Here is an 18,481-nt window from a genome sequence, read left to right on the forward strand (position 1 = left end):
GGCCTGGGCCTTCGCACAAGGTACGCTGGATAGGGTTAGACATTAGATTCATTTGAAAGGCACTTCATGGCCAGCACACCACCACCATGCCGCTCCATATCCGCCGCCAGCTGTAGCAGTTGCTTATCCTCACCCAGGCGCCCTACCACTTGCACCCCAACGGGCAACCCATTGGCCGCCACATGGAAAGGTACCGACATAGCAGGCTGGCCAGTAAGATTCGCCAGTTGCGTGAACGGGGTGCGGCTGAGCGCATCCACCGCCAGATGCTTTAACACCCCTGCTTTTAATGCCAGCGCTGATGCGCCAGGAACCGCTAACAGAGACATTAATCGCTCGCGAGCCGCAGAGGGATAAAGCTCGCCTATTTTGGGAGCAGTATCCGCGGCTACCGGCAACACCAGGGCGTCATAACGCAGGTGAAACTGGCTCATCTGCTCGGCAGCCTCTTGCCAATAGCGCTTGGCTAGCTCGTAAGCTTTCGCCGAAAGCTTAGCGCCCAGCCTGCCAACGGCGCGGGTAGATGGCTCAATGGCTAACCGATGCACCGGCACACCGGTTTGCTGGCTTACCCACTGAAGATCAGCGGCTAAATGGCCAAGGTAGAGCGTCAGGTAACTATCGGCCAAGGCATCGCCATCAACCAGTGGCTCACACCACTCCACCTCATGCCCCATGTCGGCCAGTGCCTTGGCGGCTTTCTCAACCGCTATTTTCACATCGGTACTTAATTGGGTATCCAGTCCGTAACTCAAAAAATTACCCAGCGACACAGCGATGCGCAGCGGCTTAGAGGAGGCTGATAAGGCATCCACATAGCCCGTTTCCCGCGGAACGGGGTAAGGCCCAGAAGGCGCCATGCCGTTAATCTGTTCTAGCAACGCTGCACTATCACGCACGCTACGAGTGATGGCATGCTCGACCACCGCTCCCTGCCAGACTTCGCCGTGGGCAGGCGCTAACGGCACCCGCCCGCGGGAAGGTTTAAAACCGAACAAACCACAATAACTGGCAGGAATGCGGATAGAACCACCGCCATCGCCTGCCAGCGCAATAGGCACCATTCCGCTAGCGACCGCCGCTGCGGCACCTCCGCTTGATCCGCCTGGGGAATAGCCCTCTCGACATGGGTTTTGCGGGTGGGGAAATGCCTTAGGCTCTGTAATCCCCATTAGCCCTAATTCCGGCGTGGCCGTTTGCCCCATCACCACTAACCCAGCCGCCCGCGCACGCTGAATAAGCAGCGAATCTTGCTTAGGGCACCACGCTGATAACGATGCACTTCCGAACGCCAGCGGCTCGCCTGCTAGTGCCATCAATAAGTCTTTACTTAGCGTGGGGACACCCGCAAACACCGAGTTTTCCAACACTTGCTTACACTCGTGCTGCGCTTTTTCAAAGCGTGTTCGAACCACTGCATGAAGAGAGGGGTTAAGCGTTTCAATCGCAGCCACTGCCGCATCGAACACCTCCGCTTGGCTTACCTCTCGGCGGCGAATCAGCTCAGCAAGGCCAGTAGCGTCAAACGTTTGGTAATCCTCAAGATGCATCGCATTAACTCCACTGATTAATAACGACGCTTTACGCATACCCAACGTCGCTTAGTGTCAATTTCTATCTCGCTATTTAGCCATACTGAAGCACGTTACTTAGAACCACTCTCAAGGAGCGGCCAATGAACCGCAACGTTATTTTAACTTGCGCTGTTACCGGCGCAGGCGATACCACCGGCAAAAACCCACATGTGCCGATCACACCTAAACAAATCGCTAACGACTGTATTGCCGCAGCGAAAGCCGGTGCCAGCGTTGCGCATATCCACGTTCGTGACCCTGAAACCGGCGGCATCAGCCACTCCTTGGCTCACTTCCGCGAAGTAATGGAACGCGTACGCGAAGCGAACGTGGATATTGTCATGAACATTACCGCTGGCGGCGGCGGTGATTGGATTCCTGACGCCCAGGACCCCACTCGCGGCGGCCCCGGCACGGATATTCAGACGCCCGCCCAACGCCACGAACCAGTCGGTGAGCTTTTACCCGAACTCTGCACCCTAGACTGCGGCAGCCTCAACTTCGGCGACATGGTCTATGTGAACCCTGCCGACTGGCTGCGCGAGCACGCCCGCCTGGTGCAGGCCGCTGGCGTCAAGCCAGAGCTTGAATGTTTCGACCTGGGCCACGTTTGGTTCGCACGCCAATTACAGCAGGAAGGTCTGATTGACGGTGATCCTCTTTATCAGCTTTGTTTAGGCATTCCCTGGGGTGCTGAAGCCGATACTGAAACGATGTTGACCATGCGCAATAAACTGCCAGAAAACGCTCAGTGGGCAGCCTTCGGCATCGGTCGACATCAGATGCCCATGGTGGCTCAGGCGGTTCTACTAGGCGGCCATGCCCGCGTCGGTCTTGAAGATAATCTTTATCTTAAAAAGGGCGTAATGGCGACTAATGGGCAATTAGTTGAGAAAGCCGCCACTGTCATCGACAACCTGGGAGGCCGAGTGATGACACCCGCAGAAACTCGCGTGCACCTCAACTTGCGCGATCCGCATAGCAGCCACTCCAACGCACTAACCACGGAAGGTCAGGCATGAGTCAACAGCTATCGGTTATAGGCACAGGGGTGATTGGCAATGGCTGGATCGCGCGCGCTCTGGCTCGGGGCTGGGACGTCGTGGCCTTTGATCCAGCCCCTGATGCGCCACTGCGTACTCGCGCCTTCGTTGAGAATGCATGGGGATCTTTGCAGCGCCAGGGCCTAGCCGAGGGCGCCAGCCCCCAGCGGCTGCGCTTCGTGGAAAGCCTTGAGGCCGCTGTTGAAGGTGCCGACCTGATCCAGGAAAACGTACCCGAGCGACTCGCGCTGAAGCGTGAGGTGCTTGCCGCCCTGGATGCCGCAGCAGCTCCAGATATCTTGATCGGATCGTCAACATCCGGCTTCAAACCCACCGATTTGCAACATGCCTGCACACGGGCACCGGGCCGCGTGATCGTCGCACACCCCTTTAATCCCGTTTATTTACTGCCACTCGTAGAGCTGGTGGGCGGGGAAGCCACCACGTCTGACGAGCTAGCGCGTGCCCAGGCCCTCTACCAAACACTCGCCATGCGCCCGCTGGTCGTGCGCCGGGAAATTGAGGGGCATATTGCTGACCGCCTGATGGAAGCGCTCTGGCGTGAGGCGCTGCACCTAGTCAATGATGGCGTGGCGACAACCGAAGAGATAGATGCCGCCGTCGTCTACGGCTGTGGTTTGCGTTGGTCACTAATGGGCACCTTTCTCACCTTTCATTTGGCTGGTGGCGAGTCAGGGATGCGCCACATGCTTGAACAGTTCGGTCCGGCGTTAAAACTACCGTGGACAAAGCTTGAAGCTCCCGAGCTTACCAACGAGCTTATTGATCGCGTGGTAGAAGGCTGCGAGCATCAAGCCGCTGGTCGCTCAGTGGCCGAGCTGGATCGCCGCCGTGATGACTTTCTGGTGGAACTGCTCGGCTTAGTACAAAAATATTGGCCTGAAGCCGAAGGTTTGGAAGGACGTATCTAATGATTATTTTACAAAGCCGCGTTGCCTCAGAGTGGGTCGACTACAACGGCCATATGAACGACGCCGAATATGCCCGGGTCTTCTCACTGGCGGTAGAAGAACTCATGGAGCATATCGGCTTAGATAGCGCAGGCCGAGCATGCTACGGCTACACGATCTACACCCTTGAGACGCATCTTTGTTATCGCCGCGAGGCCCACGAAGGGCAACCACTCTGCGTGGAGCTGACCCTGCTGGATCACGATACCAAACGCCTGCATGCTTTCTTCAAGCTACAGGATGAGACAGGCAACCTACTTGCCACCAGCGAGCAGATGCTGATGGGCATTGATATCAATACCGCTCGCCCTGCGCCTTTCCCTGCCCCCGTTGAAGAAGCCATTGCAGCTCTACCCCAAGCTCAGCCTTCGGCCTGGCCAGAGCTGGCCGGCCGCACTATTGCCATACGGCGATAACGACACGGCAAAACCACATAACAAAGCAACACTAAAAAATAATGAGAACCGTCCGCCAGCACGGACGGTTGACCGGGATTGCCGGCCCGACGTCCGGCCCAAGAGGACAAGCATATCGCTACGCCAACTTCCCCTCACCGACCCACGCCGCCTTCGCATAACAACTCACCCAAGGCCGAACTCAGTACAGACTACATGGTGACAGAGCTCGCCCAAGGCGGTTTCTTCCAAGGCATGCACAAGGGAATGACGCTAACCGCTAGCGGCCTAGTGCTGCTGTTCGTACTTTTCACCGGGCTTGGCTCAGATACAGCGGGCAGCGTGTTCGGAGCAACACGCGCCTGGATTGAGAGCACGTTTAGCGGGTATTACCTAATTACCGTCATGCTGCTACTAGCAGTCTGCGCCTTCATTGTCTTCAGCCGCTATGGAAGCGTAAGGCTTGGCACTGACGACAGCCGCCCAGAGTTCAGCAACTTTGCGTGGTTCTCGATGCTCTTCTCTGCAGGTATCGGCATTGGCATCCTGTTTTTTGGCGTCGCTGAGCCCGTGTTCTACCTTGACGATACTGGCGCCTTTGGCTATCCCAACAATCCTCATGCCGACATGGCCGGTGCCGCCGCCATCGGTCACGAGCGCGCTATCGATGCGCTACGCGTCACCGTTTTTCACTGGGGCCTTCACGGCTGGGCCATCTATGTGATTGTCGGTATGTCGCTGGCGTATTTTGCTTATCGAAAAGGGTTGCCGCTAGCACTGCGCTCGGCGCTTTATCCTTTTATCGGTGAACGCATCTTCGGCCCTATCGGCCACCTGTTTGATATCCTTGGGGTGCTGGGTTGCGTCTTTGGCGTCGCTACTTCGCTGGGGCTTGGGGTTAGCCAAATGGCCGTTGGCTTAGAACGGCTAATAGGTGTCGACCCAGGGCTAAATACCCAGTTAATACTTATCGCGGGTATTTCAGTTATCTCAATACTCTCAGCCGTATCCGGCGTACGCGGCGGTATTCGTCTTATTTCCGAGATGAATATCTGGGTGTCCCTAGTGGTCGTGAGCATTTTCCTAATTGCAGGCCCCACGCTGTGGCTCATCATGGCATTCGGCGAAACCATGCTCGACTACGCTATCAATTTTATTCCCATGGGACTTTGGTACGCTGATGAGGAAGGAACCGCCGCTTGGCAACAAGGTTGGACAATCTTCTACTGGGGCTGGTGGCTAGCCTGGGCTCCCTTTGTCGGTCTTTTTATCGCGCGAATTTCTAAAGGCCGTACGTTACGCGAGTTTGTATTGGGCGTTCTGTTAGTACCTACCCTGATCATTTTTGTTTGGCTAATCATCTTTGGCGGCAACGCCATGTATCAGGAGTTATATGCAACGAACGGCCCAGGTAGCGCCGGTATTATTGAGCTGGTTAACGCTTGGAACCTACCCTCAGCGCTGTTTGCCACGGCTGATGGCATTGTCGGCAGCGGCACATTTGGCTGGATACTCTCCGCCATGATGGTATTTCTGCTAATGAGCTGGTTTGTCACCTCTTCAGACTCCGGCACGTTAGTGCTGACCACCATTTTATCGTTAGGTGATAATGAACCGCCTAAACGCTTCCGAGTGTTCTGGGGCGTGGTGATTGGTTTAGTGGCGGCGGTACTGCTGGTTGCCGGTGGTCTTACGGCGCTGCAAACAGCCCTTATTGCAGCCGCCCTGCCACTCAGTGTTGTAGTGCTAGTGATGACGGCTGGTGTGCTGATTTCGCTGTTCCGCGAAACGCTCGATGCACAGCGCAGAAGGCGTTGATCTAACCATCCCGATGACATCAGGCGTGCTTAACGGCAGCGCCTGATTGTCAGTGAGAGACAGCATCAAACCAACGCAGTAACGACTGACTGGTGGAGCCGCTAATGGACATTAACGCTTTTATAACCCGCTTCGATGCGGGCTTAAAAGATATCGAAAATGGCTCTCCTGCAGTAGCACGACAGCGCTACGACCAACTATGCCAAACGTTTGCACCACCTAATCCGTCAGGCATGACAATCACTGACGAAGCGCGGGAAAGCATCGTCCTCCGACACTTTATCCCTGCATCCGCTCAGTTTGGCCAAGTGCTATACATTCATGGAGGTGGGTTTACCCTGGGGTCTATCGACAGCCACCATGGGGTAGCAGCAAATCTAGCAGAGCAGCTAAAGCGTCACGTTATCAGCATTAGCTACCGCTTAGCGCCCGAGGCGAGCTACCACAACATGCTAGAAGACTGCTTCAAGGTTGCTAAAGCCATAAAGCCCATTGCAGTAGTCGGTGACAGCGCTGGCGGTCGCATAGCCATAGATTTAGCCCCCTTACTGCATCATTCTGTGCTGCTAGGACTCATCTATCCGCCGGTCGGCAAACTAAATCAGCAGACGCTGGGAGCCAATGCGCCGTTACTTAGCCGACACGATGTTTTGTCGCTCATTGGCTACTGCCCATGGATTGAAAACCACGTCGATACATTTCCACCAAACATGCAGATTGAGGTTCTTGCAGTTGAGCACGACCCTTTAACCGCACCGCTTGAAAAAGCCATTGCGTCCTGGCAGAACAGCAGCATGCAGATAGGCTATCGCTGTGCAAAAAACATGGTTCATGCGGCACTACATGCCCACGCGAACCTGCCTGAAATGCAAAGCGCTTGGCAAGATTTTTGCCAAGCGCTTAACAAACGGTTAACGCGAAATATTGGTTACTGGTAAGTCGAACGTACCGCCTGTATCGCTGGCTGCCCATCTTTAGTCGTCACGCCATCCAGCCATGTCTCTACGGTGTCTAAATTAGCACTAATCCACTCAGACGCTACCTCGTTGGCGGGACGATCCTCATAGCTGTAGTCATGCACCCACGCGTTTTGATCCTCAATATCCACTACATACTGTGAAAGAAAACGATGCAGCTGGGGATCATCTTCAGCCATATTGGCCGGAACGATAGTCCAAACAGTGCTCTCAATTTGGGCAATGCCCGCCTGATCGGCATCATCCAGATAAGCTATGTCGAAACTGACGTTCATCCAGTGGGGCTCCCAACCAACAAAGGTCACCCACTCTTCATCCGCCATCTTTTGCTCTGCCTGCGCCAACATAGCGGCGGTGGAGCTTTCACGTAGACGCCAATCTCCTAAACCTGCAATGTCATTATCAATAGCCGCCAGAATGGCGGTATTAATCCCGGTGCCCGCCTCGATGCCCTGAACTTCACCGCCAAAGCGGTCACGGTAGGCGTCCAGGTCGGCCACCGATGTTACACCGGCATCATAAACATACTGAGGAACCACCAGACCAGAGCTCGCCCCCTGGATATTGGAGACCACTTTTTCAATTTTATCATCAGCCACCAGAGGCTCTACCATATCGGTTTGCACCGGATACCAGCCGCCCAGATAGACGTCCACATCGTTGCGCGCTAGCCCCTCAAGAATCACGCTTACGGCCAAGTCACGCTGACTTGTGTGATAGCCCATCGCTTCCATCAACTGCGCTGCTACTTCAGATTTCACGGTGACACCTGGCCAGGGAGGAACACCAAACCGTACTTCATCAAGGTCGGCTGCGGCGGGCCCTGACAACGCAAGCGCTGCCACCCCAGCGGCGCTAAGTGCTGACATACCCTTAAAACCAACGAGTGCGTTCTTCATTATAATGTCCTCTTTTGGCAATATACCGCACCAAGTTTGACGACTAGACAACAATGGAAACGACACAAAGCGACATTATCTACGCGTAAAACGACAGAGCTGCGTCGTTCATCGCTCAGTTAGCGGCCCTGTTGGCGTGCCTCTATCGGTGAGCAGCCAAAGCAAGCACGAAACGCTCTGGCAAAGCTCGAACTAGAGCTAAAGCCGCAGGCTACCCCTATGGCGAGTACGCTCATATCAGTTTCAATCAGCAAACGCTTTGACCGCGCCAAACGAAGTGACAAATACCACTGGCGCGGTGTTTGATGAAGGTGATCCTCAAACAACCGCTGCAGCTGACGAGATGACACACCGCTTCGGCGTGCAATCTCAGCCAAAGCAAGAGGCTCCTCTAAATGTCTTTCCATCAATGCAACGGCTTCCACTAAACGCCGGTTATGAGTGCCTAACCGCTGCGCTAACGACATCCGTTGCTGGTCGCTGCGGCTACGTAACCGCTCATGAATAAGCTGTTCCGAGACATCGACGGCTAATTTGCTCCCGTGACGTCTGGCGATGACGGCTAAGGCCATATCCATGGCTGCGGCACCGCCCGCACAGGAAAAACGCCGCTCCCCGATCTCAAATAGCTCGTCGGTCGTTTCAATCGTTGGAAAACGCTCACGAAAGACCGGCAAGCTCTCCCAATGCAAGGTGACCCGCTCACCCTTCAATAACTGAGCGGCGGCTAATATAAACCCTCCGGTGTCTAACCCACCTAGGGCACATCCGGCTTGATCAAGCCGATGTAGCCATGAAATGAGCGCTCGGCTTAAATGATCTTCAGGCTCAAAGCCGCTACACACAGCCAACGATGGCAGGTCGAGACCACCACCCATGGTCTGATCGACTAATAGCGTCATGCCATTGCTTGCGGTGACAGGCTCACCATCACGACTAAAGAGCGTCCACTCAAACAGCGTTTGGCCACTGATACGATTGGCTATGCGTAGCGGCTCTACCGCAGAAAAAAATGCCATCATTGAAAAGCGCGGTAATAATAAAAAACCAACGCGCTCTGGCAGTGCTCCAGAATAGTTTAGGCGCAAAATAACTCCTAAAATAAGCGCTTTCTTATCGATGCTGACGATTACTAAACGCATCAGGCAACGCCAATAAATCCGCGTACATAATACACGCCCAACCAGCAACAGGATGCCCTGGGCCTTTGCACAAGGTACACTGGATAGAGTTAGACATTAGATTCATTTGAAAGGCATTTCATGACCAGCGCTCCCCCACTTTATCTGCAAATACAGCAGCACCTGTTAGAGAAAATCCAGGGCGGTGCCTGGCCAGCACACCACCAGATCCCTCCCGAAGAGCAACTTGCCCGAGATTTTGGGGTAAGCCGAATGACGGCTAATAAAGCGATTCGTGATCTCGTCCAAAAAGGCTACCTAACACGCCAGCCTGGGTTAGGCACCTTCGTGACAGATCGCAAGGCAGAGTCATCCCTGGTCGAGGTCTATAACATTGCCGATGAAGTGCGCTTCAGGGGACACCATTACAGTAATCACGTACTGGTATGTGAAGCCATTGAAGCGGATGACGAAGTCGCTTTGCGGCTAGGCGTTCGCCTGGGTAGCCGCGTGTTTCAAACGCTGCTGGTGCATTTGGAAGACGACACGCCTATTCAACTTGAAAACCGCTATGTTAACCCGCGTTGGGTACCCAACTACTTAACCAGTGATTTTTCACTGCACACACCCAATGAAGTATTGGTAGCGGCCTGCCCGATTACTGACGTAGAGCACACTGTTGAAGCCGTGCTTGTCGACCAGCAAACTGCCGATTGGCTTGCTATTGATACCGCCACCCCCTGCCTGAGCATGGTACGGCGCACGTGGTCAGGCGAGCAGCTCATCAGCTATGCCCGCCTACTCCACCCAGGCGACCGCTACAAACTGCGCTCCTCGGTGCATCGCCAAGCGTCATAATTCTTTTCGTGGCATTGACGTCTATTACCCACATCAAATGTATATACATAAAACCTCACAAACACATAGACATTAGTCTAACCAAATAAATTATCAGCCTTACCAAAAAAATAATAAAAAATTGATTTTATTACAAAAATATAAAAACAATCATTTTTCACTTTACCGCTAGCTGACATTTCTCTACTAACCGTATTGACTAGGAAGCGCTTATTGATCTTAATTGTATATACATTAAGGTTCTTAAGGAGCTCCTCATGCCGAATGCAACGGATCGTCGCCTCTGGCGCGATATCAGCGTCTTCGATGGCTTGCGGACATTGCCCGACCGCATGGCCGTTATTACCGAAGGGGCACACATCATCGCCTTGTCGCCCATGAGTGAGTTCGACGAGCAACTCGCCAATAACTGCACAGAGATGGGCAGTGGCGGTGTGATGACCCCTGGTCTTGTGGATTGCCACACCCACCTTGTCTTTGGCGGTTCTCGGGCTGAAGAGTTTGAAGCGCGGCTTGAAGGGGCTAGCTATGAAGAGATTGCTAAACGCGGTGGCGGCATACTTAGTACCGTTCGTGCCACGCGCGAGGCTAGCGAAGATGAGCTGCTAAGACTCGCTAAACCGCGTCTTGAAGCACTGATTGCTGACGGCGTTACCACCGTAGAGATTAAGTCTGGCTACGGGCTTACCGTCAAAGACGAACTCAAGATGCTGCGTGTCGCGCGCCGTCTCGGCAAGATGCTGCCAGTCAACGTCGTCACGACGCTGCTGGGCGCCCATGCCCTACCCCCAGAATACAAAGATGACAGCGACGGCTATATTGATCTTGTCTGCCAGGAAATGATCCCCGCAGCAGTGGCTGAAGGCCTGGCAGATGCGGTTGATGTGTTCTGCGAAAAAATCGCCTTCTCGGTGGAACAGTGCGAGCGAGTGTTTGCAGCCGCCGAGGCCCACGGCCTACCCATCAAGGCACACGCCGAACAGCTCTCTAACCTGGGCGGAACGGCCATGGCCGCACGCCACGGAGCCCTATCTGCTGACCACATTGAGTACCTGGATGACACTGGCATCGCTGCCATGCATGAGGCCGGTAGTGTGGCGGTAATCCTGCCCGGTGCTTTCCATACCCTTCGTGAAACGCAACAACCGCCGATTGCGGCGCTGCGCAGCGCAGGCGTCCCGATGGCGGTGGCAACCGACGCCAACCCCGGCAGCTCCCCACTGTTTATGCCCACGCTAATGCTCAACCTAGCCTGCACGCTGTTCCGCCTGACTCCCCAAGAGGCACTGGCGGGCATGACAGTCCATGGGGCAACTGCGCTAGGCCTATCGGGCAAAGGTCGCATCCACGAAGGTGCAGAAGCCGACCTCTGTGTATGGGATATCGATGCACCCGCCGAGCTCGCTTACGCCGTACAACCAGGACGCCTTCGTCAGCGCATGTTCCAGGGGGTGCTTACCCATGGCCATTAACAGTAAAGCCACTGCCACTGAACTCGACATGTCACTCTGGACGGGCCGAACAGACCCAGAACCCAACAGTGAGCGCTGGCATCAAAAGATCCAACCGCTCAGCCCAACGGCAGCGCCGGGCTGTGCTTTATTAGGTTTTGAAAGCGATGCAGGTGTGGCCAGAAACCAGGGGCGTACCGGTGCTGCGCAAGGCCCTTCGGCACTGCGTAAAGCGCTGGCACCGCTGGCGTGGCACCGCACAGGCCCAGCCTATGATGCGGGAAATGTACGCTGCGAAGGCGATGCCCTAGAAACCGCCCAACAAGCCCTCGCCGATCGATTAGCAGCGTTACTTAAGGCTGAACACTTTCCCGTTGTGCTAGGCGGCGGCCATGAGGTGGCCTATGGCAGTTGGCTGGGGCTTGCCCAGCATCTCGCTGATAGCGGTGAAAAAGCACCACGCATCGGCATTATCAATTTTGATGCCCACTTCGATCTGCGCGATCCCTCTCATGTGCGCTCTTCGGGCACCCCCTTTACGCAAATTGCTGATGAATGCGCTAAGCGCGGCTGGCCGTTTCGTTACGCCTGCTTAGGCGTAAGCCGCGCTGCCAATACCCGCGCACTGTTTAGTCGCGCAGCACAACTCGGCGTCATGGTTCGTGAAGATCGGGACTTCCAACCGGCGCAGCTTGAGTGCATCCGGCGCGACCTGGAGCGCTTCATGGTGCGTTGCGATCACCTCTATCTGACCATCGATCTGGATGTCCTGCCCGCAGGGGAAGCCCCTGGCGTCAGTGCCCCCGCCGCTCGCGGCGTCTCACTCGCGCTGATTGAACCGCTGATTGAGACCATCCGCGACAGCGGCAAGCTGCGCTTAGCCGATCTCGCCGAGCTAAATCCCGATCACGATATCGATAGCCGTACCGCCCGCGCGGCAGCACGAATTGTCTTTCAGTTGGCGCTAGACACCTAGCGCCCTGAATTAACAAATCAATCAATTACTAGCCAATAACTAATTAACTAACAAAAACCGCCAAACCAGAGGAACCAGGTCATGTTACCGAACGATAAACGTCACGACGCTTCCCGCAAGATTGCTGCCCCTACCGGTAGCCAACTCAGCTGCAAAAGCTGGCTGACCGAAGCCCCGCTGCGCATGCTAATGAACAACCTCCACCCTGACGTGGCTGAACGCCCCGAGGACTTGGTGGTATACGGTGGCATTGGCCGCGCTGCGCGTGACTGGGAGTGCTACGACAAAATCGTTGAGACCCTGCAGCGCTTGGAAGACACGCAAACCTTGTTGGTGCAATCTGGCAAGCCAGTAGGCGTATTTGAAACCCATAAAGATGCCCCGCGGGTACTTATTGCCAACTCCAACCTGGTCCCCGCCTGGGCCAACTGGGAACACTTCAACGAGTTGGATCGCAAAGGCCTAATGATGTACGGCCAGATGACTGCAGGCTCATGGATTTACATCGGCTCTCAAGGCATTGTCCAAGGCACCTACGAAACCTTTGTGGAAGCGGGCCGCCAACACTTCGACGGCAATCTAACAGGCCGCTGGGTTCTCACTGCAGGCCTGGGTGGCATGGGTGGCGCTCAACCACTCGCCGCTACCCTGGCCGGCGCCTGCTCGCTGAATATCGAGTGTCAGCAAACCAGCATCGACTTCCGCCTGCGCACGCGCTATCTAGATGAGCAAGCAGACGATCTCGACGATGCGTTAGCGCGTATCGAACGCTACACTGCCGAAGGCAAAGCCGTCTCGATTGGCCTGTGTGCGAATGCTGCGGATGTACTACCCGAACTGGTCAAGCGTGGCGTGAAGCCCGACATGGTCACTGACCAAACCAGTGCCCACGACCCGCTACACGGCTACCTGCCTGCAGGCTGGACCTGGGAAGAGTACGTGGCACGTGGTAAATCCGAACCACAAGCCACCGTAAAAGCGGCCAAGCAATCGATGGCCGTGCATGTACAAGCCATGCTCGACTTCCAGAAGATGGGCGTACCCACTTTCGACTACGGCAACAATATTCGCCAAATGGCTCAAGAAGAAGGTGTTGAAAATGCCTTCGACTTCCCTGGTTTTGTACCTGCCTATATCCGCCCCTTATTCTGCCAGGGAATTGGCCCCTTCCGCTGGGCCGCGCTTTCAGGCGACCCGGAAGACATTTACAAGACCGACCAGAAAGTCAAAGAGCTGATCCCTGACGACCCGCACCTGCACAACTGGCTGGATATGGCCCGCGAGCGCATCAGCTTCCAAGGTCTTCCGGCGCGTATCTGCTGGGTCGGCCTGAAAGACCGTGCGCGTCTTGGCCAAGCCTTCAACGAGATGGTCAAAAACGGCGAGCTTAAAGCACCCGTCGTGATTGGCCGTGACCACCTGGACTCCGGTTCCGTGGCAAGCCCCAACCGCGAGACCGAGGCGATGATGGATGGCTCCGACGCCGTCTCAGACTGGCCGCTGCTGAATGCCCTGCTTAACACCGCCGGTGGTGCGACCTGGGTCTCGCTACACCACGGTGGCGGTGTCGGCATGGGCTATTCCCAACACTCTGGGGTGGTTATCGTCGCCGACGGCACCGATGATGCCCACGCACGCCTTGGCCGCGTGCTGCGCAACGACCCGGGCACTGGCGTTATGCGCCATGCCGATGCAGGCTACGACATTGCCAAACAATCTGCCCGTGAAAACGGCCTCGATTTGCCGATGCTGAAGAGCTAATTCAACAACTTCAAGGAGCACTCATAATGACCCATCTCGATATTCAGCCCGGCAAAATGACACTGGCGCAAGCGCGCCAGGTCTTTCAATCCCCCGTCACGGTTAGCCTGCCTAGCAGTGCCGACGAGGCAATTCAAAAAAGCGTCGATTGCGTCAATCGGGTAGTTGAGGAAAACCGCACGGTCTACGGTATTAACACCGGGTTCGGGCTGCTTGCTCAAACGCGTATCGCCGATGAAGACCTGGAAGCACTGCAGCGTTCGTTAGTGCTTTCTCATGCCACCGGCGTGGGCGCTGCGATGGATGACAGCCTTGTGCGGCTGATCATGGTGCTTAAGGTTAACAGCCTGGCACGCGGCTTTTCCGGTATTCGTCGTGAAGTGCTTGATGCCCTTATCGCATTGATCAACGCCGAAGTGTATCCGCATATTCCGCTCAAAGGTTCTGTGGGTGCGTCAGGTGATCTCGCGCCGCTGGCCCATATGAGTGTGGTACTGATTGGTGAAGGCAAAGCACGCTACAAAGGCGAGTGGCTCAGTGCCGAAGAAGCGCTAAAAGTCGCCGGTCTTAGCCCGATTGCACTGGCTCCGAAAGAGGGTCTCGCGCTGCTCAACGGCACCCAGGTGTCAACGGCTTACGCGCTACGCGGCCTGTTCGATGCCGAAGACCTCTATGCTGCCGCCACAGTTTGCGGCTCACTGACGGTTGAAGCCACGCTGGGCTCACGCTCACCGTTCGATGCGCGCATTCATGAAGTACGTGGCCAACGTGGCCAGATCGATGCGGCGGCGGCCTACCGACATTTACTCGGCGAGAGCAGCGACATCGGCAACTCCCACGCCAACTGCGATAAAGTGCAAGATCCTTACTCCTTGCGCTGCCAGCCACAGGTGATGGGTGCAGCACTGACACAGATTCGCCATGTTGCCGATGTATTGGCGGTGGAAATCAACGCGGTGTCTGATAACCCTTTAGTTTTTACTGACAGAGGGTTTGAAGATACCGACGACATCATCTCCGGCGGCAACTTCCATGCCGAACCGGTGGCCATGGCGGCTGATAACTTAGCCTTGGCGATTGCCGAAATTGGCTCACTGGCGGAACGCCGCATCTCGCTGATGATGGACAAACACATGTCCCAGTTACCGCCCTTCCTGGTCGAGAAAGGCGGCGTCAACTCTGGGTTTATGATCGCCCAGGTAACTGCAGCCGCGCTTGCCAGTGAAAATAAAGCCTTAGCGCACCCGCATAGCGTGGATAGCCTGCCGACTTCAGCCAACCAGGAAGACCATGTTTCCATGGCCCCGGCAGCGGGTAAGCGGTTATGGGAAATGGCCGATAATGTACGCGACATTCTAGCCATCGAGTGGCTCTGTGCCTGCCAAGGGCTTGATATGCGCCACGACTTACAGACAACGCAACAACTTGAGCAAGCCAAGCAGTTGCTGCGTGAACATGTCACCCACTACGAACAGGACCGCTTCTTCGCGCCAGACATTGAAGCCGCCAGCAGCTTGTTGGCAGCCAGAACGCTGAGCCACCTGCTTCGCCCTGGCACCCTGCCAAGCCAGCACTAAGCGGTCACTCCTGCCCCGCAGCAACAGGCTGCGGGGCTTCACCGCATTCAATTCCAGCTAAATCACATTCCAGCTAAATCTAACTCCAGCTAATTCTAACTCCAACGACAAGAGTAGCTATTCATGAATGCTATCGTTTTGGCCATTTTAGTAATGGTCAGCCTCAGCTTGGCTCGCGTTTCCGTTGTCTTTGCCTTAATCGTCGCAACGTTGGTGGGTGGGCTTTATGCGGGCATGCCGATTAATGCCATCCTTGATGCCTTTAACGACGGTCTTGGCAACGGCGCTACTGTAGCCCTGGCCTATGCCGTGCTGGGTGCTTTCGCCGTCGCACTCTCACGCTCGGGCATCACCGAAGTAATGGCAAACCGCGCCATTGCGCGTTTTCATGTTGATGATTCTGGCAGCAGTCGCCGCATGGTGACCTATACCCTACTGGCCGCCCTATTGGCCGCCGCGGTCAGCTCTCAGAACCTTATTCCGGTACACATTGCCTTCATTCCTGTACTGGTTCCGCCGTTACTAAAACTAATGAATCACCTTCAGCTCGACCGCCGACTCGTTGCTTGTGTGATTACCTTCGGTATTACCGCCCCCTATATGCTGTTACCGGTAGGGTTTGGCGCTATCTTTCTGAACGATATTTTGCTCACCAACCTCAATGAAAGTGGTGCCGAATTTGGCCTAGAAGTCACCCGTCAGATGGTGCCCATGGCAATGGTGATTCCTATTGGTGGCATGGCATTGGGCCTTGCCGTAGCAGTATTGTTTAGCTATCGCAAAGGGCGTAACTACCAAGACCGAGACCTGGCCAAGGGCGATGAAACCCCAGCGCAAGCGGCCCAGCATTTGCAAGGTTGGCAAAAAGCCGTACTGGCAATCGCACTGGTTGGCACCGTGGCCGTTCAGCTCTACACCGGTTCAATGGTGCTGGGGGGAATCTTTGGCTTTGCTCTGCTGTCACTCAGCGGCGTCTTCCGCTGGCATGAACAGGACGGCATCTTCACTGAAGGCATGCGTATGATGGCCTTGGTTGGGTTCATTATGATCACCGCGGCGGGCTTCGCCAGTGTGATGCAGGCCAGTGGCGAGGTTGAAGCGCTGGTCAGCAGCTCTACAGAAGTCATTGGTGATAATAAAGGCTTGGCAGCGCTGATTATGCTGCTTGTGGGCCTTTTCATTACCATGGGTATTGGCTCCTCCTTCTCAACAATCCCAATTATCGCATCGCTATACGTACCACTCGCACTTAACTTTGGTTTTTCGCCACTCGCTACCGTGGCGCTGGTAGGCACCGCAGCCGCCTTGGGCGATGCAGGCTCTCCGGCCTCCGACTCAACGCTTGGCCCAACCGCCGGTCTCAATGCCGACGGCCAGCACGACCATATTTGGGACAGCGTTGTTCCGACCTTCCTGCACTACAATATCCCGCTGATTGCCTTTGGCTGGATAGCTGCAATGATCCTATAACGCTCAGCCCCGCTTTTCTGCGCAATAATCCTTCCCCAAAACGACGCCACCCCGCTCAGTTGAGCGGGGTGGTTTCGTCAGCAAACACAGTAAATTACTACCTGTATTGGCAATAATTACTCGCTATCTGTCTCTGTATCGCTATCGCTTGGACGCAACACCTTCGGGTTAGAGTTTCCCCATACCGTGTAAAGATCGGCAAGTAGCGCGCCATTAAGGTCTTCAAGTTCTCCAATGGTAATTCGCTCGTCCCCCTGAAGTCCGTAAAGTACCACTTCATCGCCCGGTGCCACTCCCTCGACATCCGTCACGTCTACCATGGTCGTGTTCATTGACACTTTTCCCATAACCGGCACACGCTCACCGTTGACCAGTACAAAGGCAGCGTCTGTGAAAACACGGCGGTAGCCGTCAGAGTAGCCAACAGGCAAGTTCGCCAATAAGCTATCGCGCTCCAGCACCCTGACATTATCGTAACCAACGCCGCTGCCTTGCGCGTAATCGTTAACCGACGCTACACGCGTGCGAAACGACATCACCGGTTTGAACTGTTCATAATGGGGTAGATCGCCATACAGCAAGCCACCCGGGCGCACCATATCAAGGCGTGCTTCAGGCACTTCCATGGTGGTAAATGAGTTGGCGGCGTGAAGCGTTAGCGCCTCGCGATCCAGGTTAGCCGTCTCGATTAACCAGTCACTTTGCTCGTGAAACGCCTCCAGCCCCTGGCGAACAAAATCTTCATCCTCAAAAGCAAAGTGGGTCATGATGCCCACCAGCTCTAACGACGCTAAGTCTTGAAGTTCTAACGCTTCCTGGCGTCCTGCTTCATTATCAAGCGCCATGCCATTGCGCCCCATACCGCCAGCATTCAGGCCCAAATGGTAGCGCAGTGTAACCCCCGCCTCAGCTGCATCGCTGGAGGCTTGACGAGCAGCCGTTATATCGCCGAATAGCTCTTCCATGCCGTAATCAAAAGCACCGCGCACTTCTTCTGGTGTCGCGCTGCGCACGCGCATTAAACGTCCATCGAAACCAGATGCCCGAACAACCCGCGCTTCTTCGTTACTCGCCACACCAATACAAGGAATACCTAACGCGATCACGGAAGGCATTAAATTAGCAATGCCGTGACCGTAGGCATCGGCTTTCATAATGGCGCAAAGCTCCGCTTCTTCGCCCAATAATTCCAGAACACCGCGAACGTTCCCTTCAAAAGCCGATTGCGAGATTTCTACCCAGGCATTGGCACTCAAGTGTTCCGGGCTATCAACGAGCAATGCTTGGTCGCTCAGCAACGGCGCCGCATAGCTGGTAGTAGTAACAGTGGCAGCAATAGCGGCAGCTAACAGGGTTAGTGGATATTTCATTATCAAATCCTTGATTCGTTTTCATTGTTAAGACCCCACTGCTCACACTACCCCTACTAAACAATTCTTAACGATAGCGCGTGCCGCGTTTATTAAAAAAAGCAGCGCTAGGACGCAATAACCTGATGAGAAGGAAAGATCTTTCGCTGATTACTCTGACTGAAAGCGTGGAGCAACTCTTCTGCTCGGCATGTATTCAAGCGCCAAAACTCATTAAAAC

The 18,481-nt window shown here is 55.1% G+C and carries 15 protein-coding genes; 11 read left to right on the forward strand and 4 right to left on the reverse strand.

Annotation, left to right across the window (positions count from 1 at the left end):
* Nucleotides 1–35: 35 nt before the first annotated feature.
* Entirely contained in the window at nucleotides 36–1,550 is a 1,515-nt protein-coding gene (locus INT21_RS13450; protein WP_193067728.1) for an amidase, read from the reverse strand.
* Between the two features lie 125 nt (nucleotides 1,551–1,675).
* Here INT21_RS13450 and INT21_RS13455 point away from each other — a divergent pair, with 125 nt between their 5' ends.
* The 5 genes from INT21_RS13455 to INT21_RS13475 all read left to right on the forward strand — a co-directional run bounded on the left by INT21_RS13455 (nucleotide 1,676) and on the right by INT21_RS13475 (nucleotide 6,739).
* Nucleotides 1,676–2,596, forward strand: a complete 921-nt coding sequence (locus tag INT21_RS13455; RefSeq protein ID WP_193085332.1) for a 3-keto-5-aminohexanoate cleavage protein — start codon at nucleotides 1,676–1,678, stop codon at nucleotides 2,594–2,596.
* Entirely contained in the window at nucleotides 2,593–3,549 is a 957-nt protein-coding gene (locus tag INT21_RS13460) for an L-carnitine dehydrogenase (RefSeq protein WP_193085333.1), read from the forward strand. The genes INT21_RS13455 and INT21_RS13460 overlap by 4 nt, the downstream gene beginning before the upstream one ends.
* Nucleotides 3,549–4,004 carry a thioesterase family protein gene (locus INT21_RS13465; protein WP_193068310.1) on the forward strand — a complete coding sequence of 152 codons (456 nt, stop codon included), beginning with the start codon at nucleotides 3,549–3,551 and terminating at the stop codon, nucleotides 4,002–4,004. Before INT21_RS13460 ends, INT21_RS13465 begins: the two co-directional genes overlap by 1 nt.
* A 195-nt stretch (nucleotides 4,005–4,199) precedes the next feature.
* Entirely contained in the window at nucleotides 4,200–5,801 is a 1,602-nt protein-coding gene (locus INT21_RS13470) for a BCCT family transporter (protein WP_193068313.1), read from the forward strand.
* 104 nt (nucleotides 5,802–5,905) lie between these two features.
* Nucleotides 5,906–6,739 carry an alpha/beta hydrolase gene (locus tag INT21_RS13475; RefSeq protein ID WP_193068309.1) on the forward strand — a complete coding sequence of 278 codons (834 nt, stop codon included), beginning with the start codon at nucleotides 5,906–5,908 and terminating at the stop codon, nucleotides 6,737–6,739.
* Here the strand turns inward: INT21_RS13475 and INT21_RS13480 are convergent.
* Nucleotides 6,730–7,677 (reverse strand): ABC transporter substrate-binding protein, encoded by a 948-nt coding sequence (locus INT21_RS13480; RefSeq protein ID WP_193068308.1) that lies wholly within the window; start codon nucleotides 7,675–7,677, stop codon nucleotides 6,730–6,732. The genes INT21_RS13475 and INT21_RS13480 overlap by 10 nt on opposite strands.
* Before the next feature lie 119 nt (nucleotides 7,678–7,796).
* Nucleotides 7,797–8,765, reverse strand: coding sequence for a GlxA family transcriptional regulator (locus tag INT21_RS13485; RefSeq protein WP_193068312.1), 969 nt, complete (start codon nucleotides 8,763–8,765; stop codon nucleotides 7,797–7,799).
* A 174-nt stretch (nucleotides 8,766–8,939) separates the two neighbouring features.
* On the opposite strand from INT21_RS13485, the gene hutC reads away from it, so the two are divergent.
* The 6 genes from hutC (at nucleotide 8,940) to INT21_RS13515 (ending at nucleotide 16,891) form a co-directional block, all read left to right on the forward strand.
* Nucleotides 8,940–9,656 carry a histidine utilization repressor gene (gene hutC / locus INT21_RS13490; protein WP_089037552.1) on the forward strand — a complete coding sequence of 239 codons (717 nt, stop codon included), beginning with the start codon at nucleotides 8,940–8,942 and terminating at the stop codon, nucleotides 9,654–9,656.
* A gap of 257 nt (nucleotides 9,657–9,913) precedes the next feature.
* Complete coding sequence (hutI, locus tag INT21_RS13495) at nucleotides 9,914–11,128, forward strand: imidazolonepropionase (RefSeq protein WP_193085334.1); 1,215 nt, start codon at nucleotides 9,914–9,916, stop codon at nucleotides 11,126–11,128.
* A complete protein-coding gene (gene hutG / locus INT21_RS13500) occupies nucleotides 11,118–12,083 on the forward strand; it encodes a formimidoylglutamase (RefSeq protein WP_193085335.1) in 966 nt (321 codons plus the stop codon). The genes hutI and hutG overlap by 11 nt, the downstream gene beginning before the upstream one ends.
* A gap of 81 nt (nucleotides 12,084–12,164) precedes the next feature.
* Nucleotides 12,165–13,844 carry a urocanate hydratase gene (hutU, locus tag INT21_RS13505; protein WP_193085336.1) on the forward strand — a complete coding sequence of 560 codons (1,680 nt, stop codon included), beginning with the start codon at nucleotides 12,165–12,167 and terminating at the stop codon, nucleotides 13,842–13,844.
* Between the two features lie 26 nt (nucleotides 13,845–13,870).
* Nucleotides 13,871–15,421: a histidine ammonia-lyase gene (hutH, locus tag INT21_RS13510; RefSeq protein WP_193061214.1), complete on the forward strand. Its 1,551-nt coding sequence runs from the start codon at nucleotides 13,871–13,873 to the stop codon at nucleotides 15,419–15,421.
* 123 nt (nucleotides 15,422–15,544) lie between these two features.
* Complete coding sequence (locus INT21_RS13515) at nucleotides 15,545–16,891, forward strand: Na+/H+ antiporter family protein (RefSeq protein WP_193061213.1); 1,347 nt, start codon at nucleotides 15,545–15,547, stop codon at nucleotides 16,889–16,891.
* Nucleotides 16,892–17,007: 116 nt separating this feature from the next.
* Here INT21_RS13515 and alr read toward each other — a convergent pair whose 3' ends face one another.
* The gene (alr, locus tag INT21_RS13520) at nucleotides 17,008–18,261 is read right to left on the reverse strand and encodes an alanine racemase (protein ID WP_193061212.1); all 1,254 of its coding nucleotides are present in this window, start codon (nucleotides 18,259–18,261) and stop codon (nucleotides 17,008–17,010) included.
* Between the last annotated feature and the right edge of the window lie 220 nt (nucleotides 18,262–18,481).

The sequence above is a fragment of the Halomonas sp. 3F2F genome, from assembly GCF_014897805.1.
GTDB lineage: Bacteria > Pseudomonadota > Gammaproteobacteria > Pseudomonadales > Halomonadaceae > Vreelandella.

What these genes read in the sequence shown, in the direction of transcription:
- INT21_RS13515 (WP_193061213.1), top strand. Translation starts at nt 15,545, where the DNA reads ATGAATGCTATCGTTTTGGCCATTTTAGTAATGGTCAGCCTCAGCTTG.
- INT21_RS13465 (WP_193068310.1), top strand. Translation starts at nt 3,549, where the DNA reads ATGATTATTTTACAAAGCCGCGTTGCCTCAGAGTGGGTCGACTACAAC.
- hutG (WP_193085335.1), top strand. Translation starts at nt 11,118, where the DNA reads ATGGCCATTAACAGTAAAGCCACTGCCACTGAACTCGACATGTCACTC.
- hutC (WP_089037552.1), top strand. Translation starts at nt 8,940, where the DNA reads ATGACCAGCGCTCCCCCACTTTATCTGCAAATACAGCAGCACCTGTTA.
- INT21_RS13450 (WP_193067728.1), bottom strand. Translation starts at nt 1,550, where the DNA reads ATGCATCTTGAGGATTACCAAACGTTTGACGCTACTGGCCTTGCTGAG.
- alr (WP_193061212.1), bottom strand. Translation starts at nt 18,261, where the DNA reads ATGAAATATCCACTAACCCTGTTAGCTGCCGCTATTGCTGCCACTGTT.
- hutU (WP_193085336.1), top strand. Translation starts at nt 12,165, where the DNA reads ATGTTACCGAACGATAAACGTCACGACGCTTCCCGCAAGATTGCTGCC.
- hutI (WP_193085334.1), top strand. Translation starts at nt 9,914, where the DNA reads ATGCCGAATGCAACGGATCGTCGCCTCTGGCGCGATATCAGCGTCTTC.
- INT21_RS13475 (WP_193068309.1), top strand. Translation starts at nt 5,906, where the DNA reads ATGGACATTAACGCTTTTATAACCCGCTTCGATGCGGGCTTAAAAGAT.
- INT21_RS13460 (WP_193085333.1), top strand. Translation starts at nt 2,593, where the DNA reads ATGAGTCAACAGCTATCGGTTATAGGCACAGGGGTGATTGGCAATGGC.
- hutH (WP_193061214.1), top strand. Translation starts at nt 13,871, where the DNA reads ATGACCCATCTCGATATTCAGCCCGGCAAAATGACACTGGCGCAAGCG.
- INT21_RS13470 (WP_193068313.1), top strand. Translation starts at nt 4,200, where the DNA reads ATGGTGACAGAGCTCGCCCAAGGCGGTTTCTTCCAAGGCATGCACAAG.
- INT21_RS13455 (WP_193085332.1), top strand. Translation starts at nt 1,676, where the DNA reads ATGAACCGCAACGTTATTTTAACTTGCGCTGTTACCGGCGCAGGCGAT.
- INT21_RS13480 (WP_193068308.1), bottom strand. Translation starts at nt 7,677, where the DNA reads ATGAAGAACGCACTCGTTGGTTTTAAGGGTATGTCAGCACTTAGCGCC.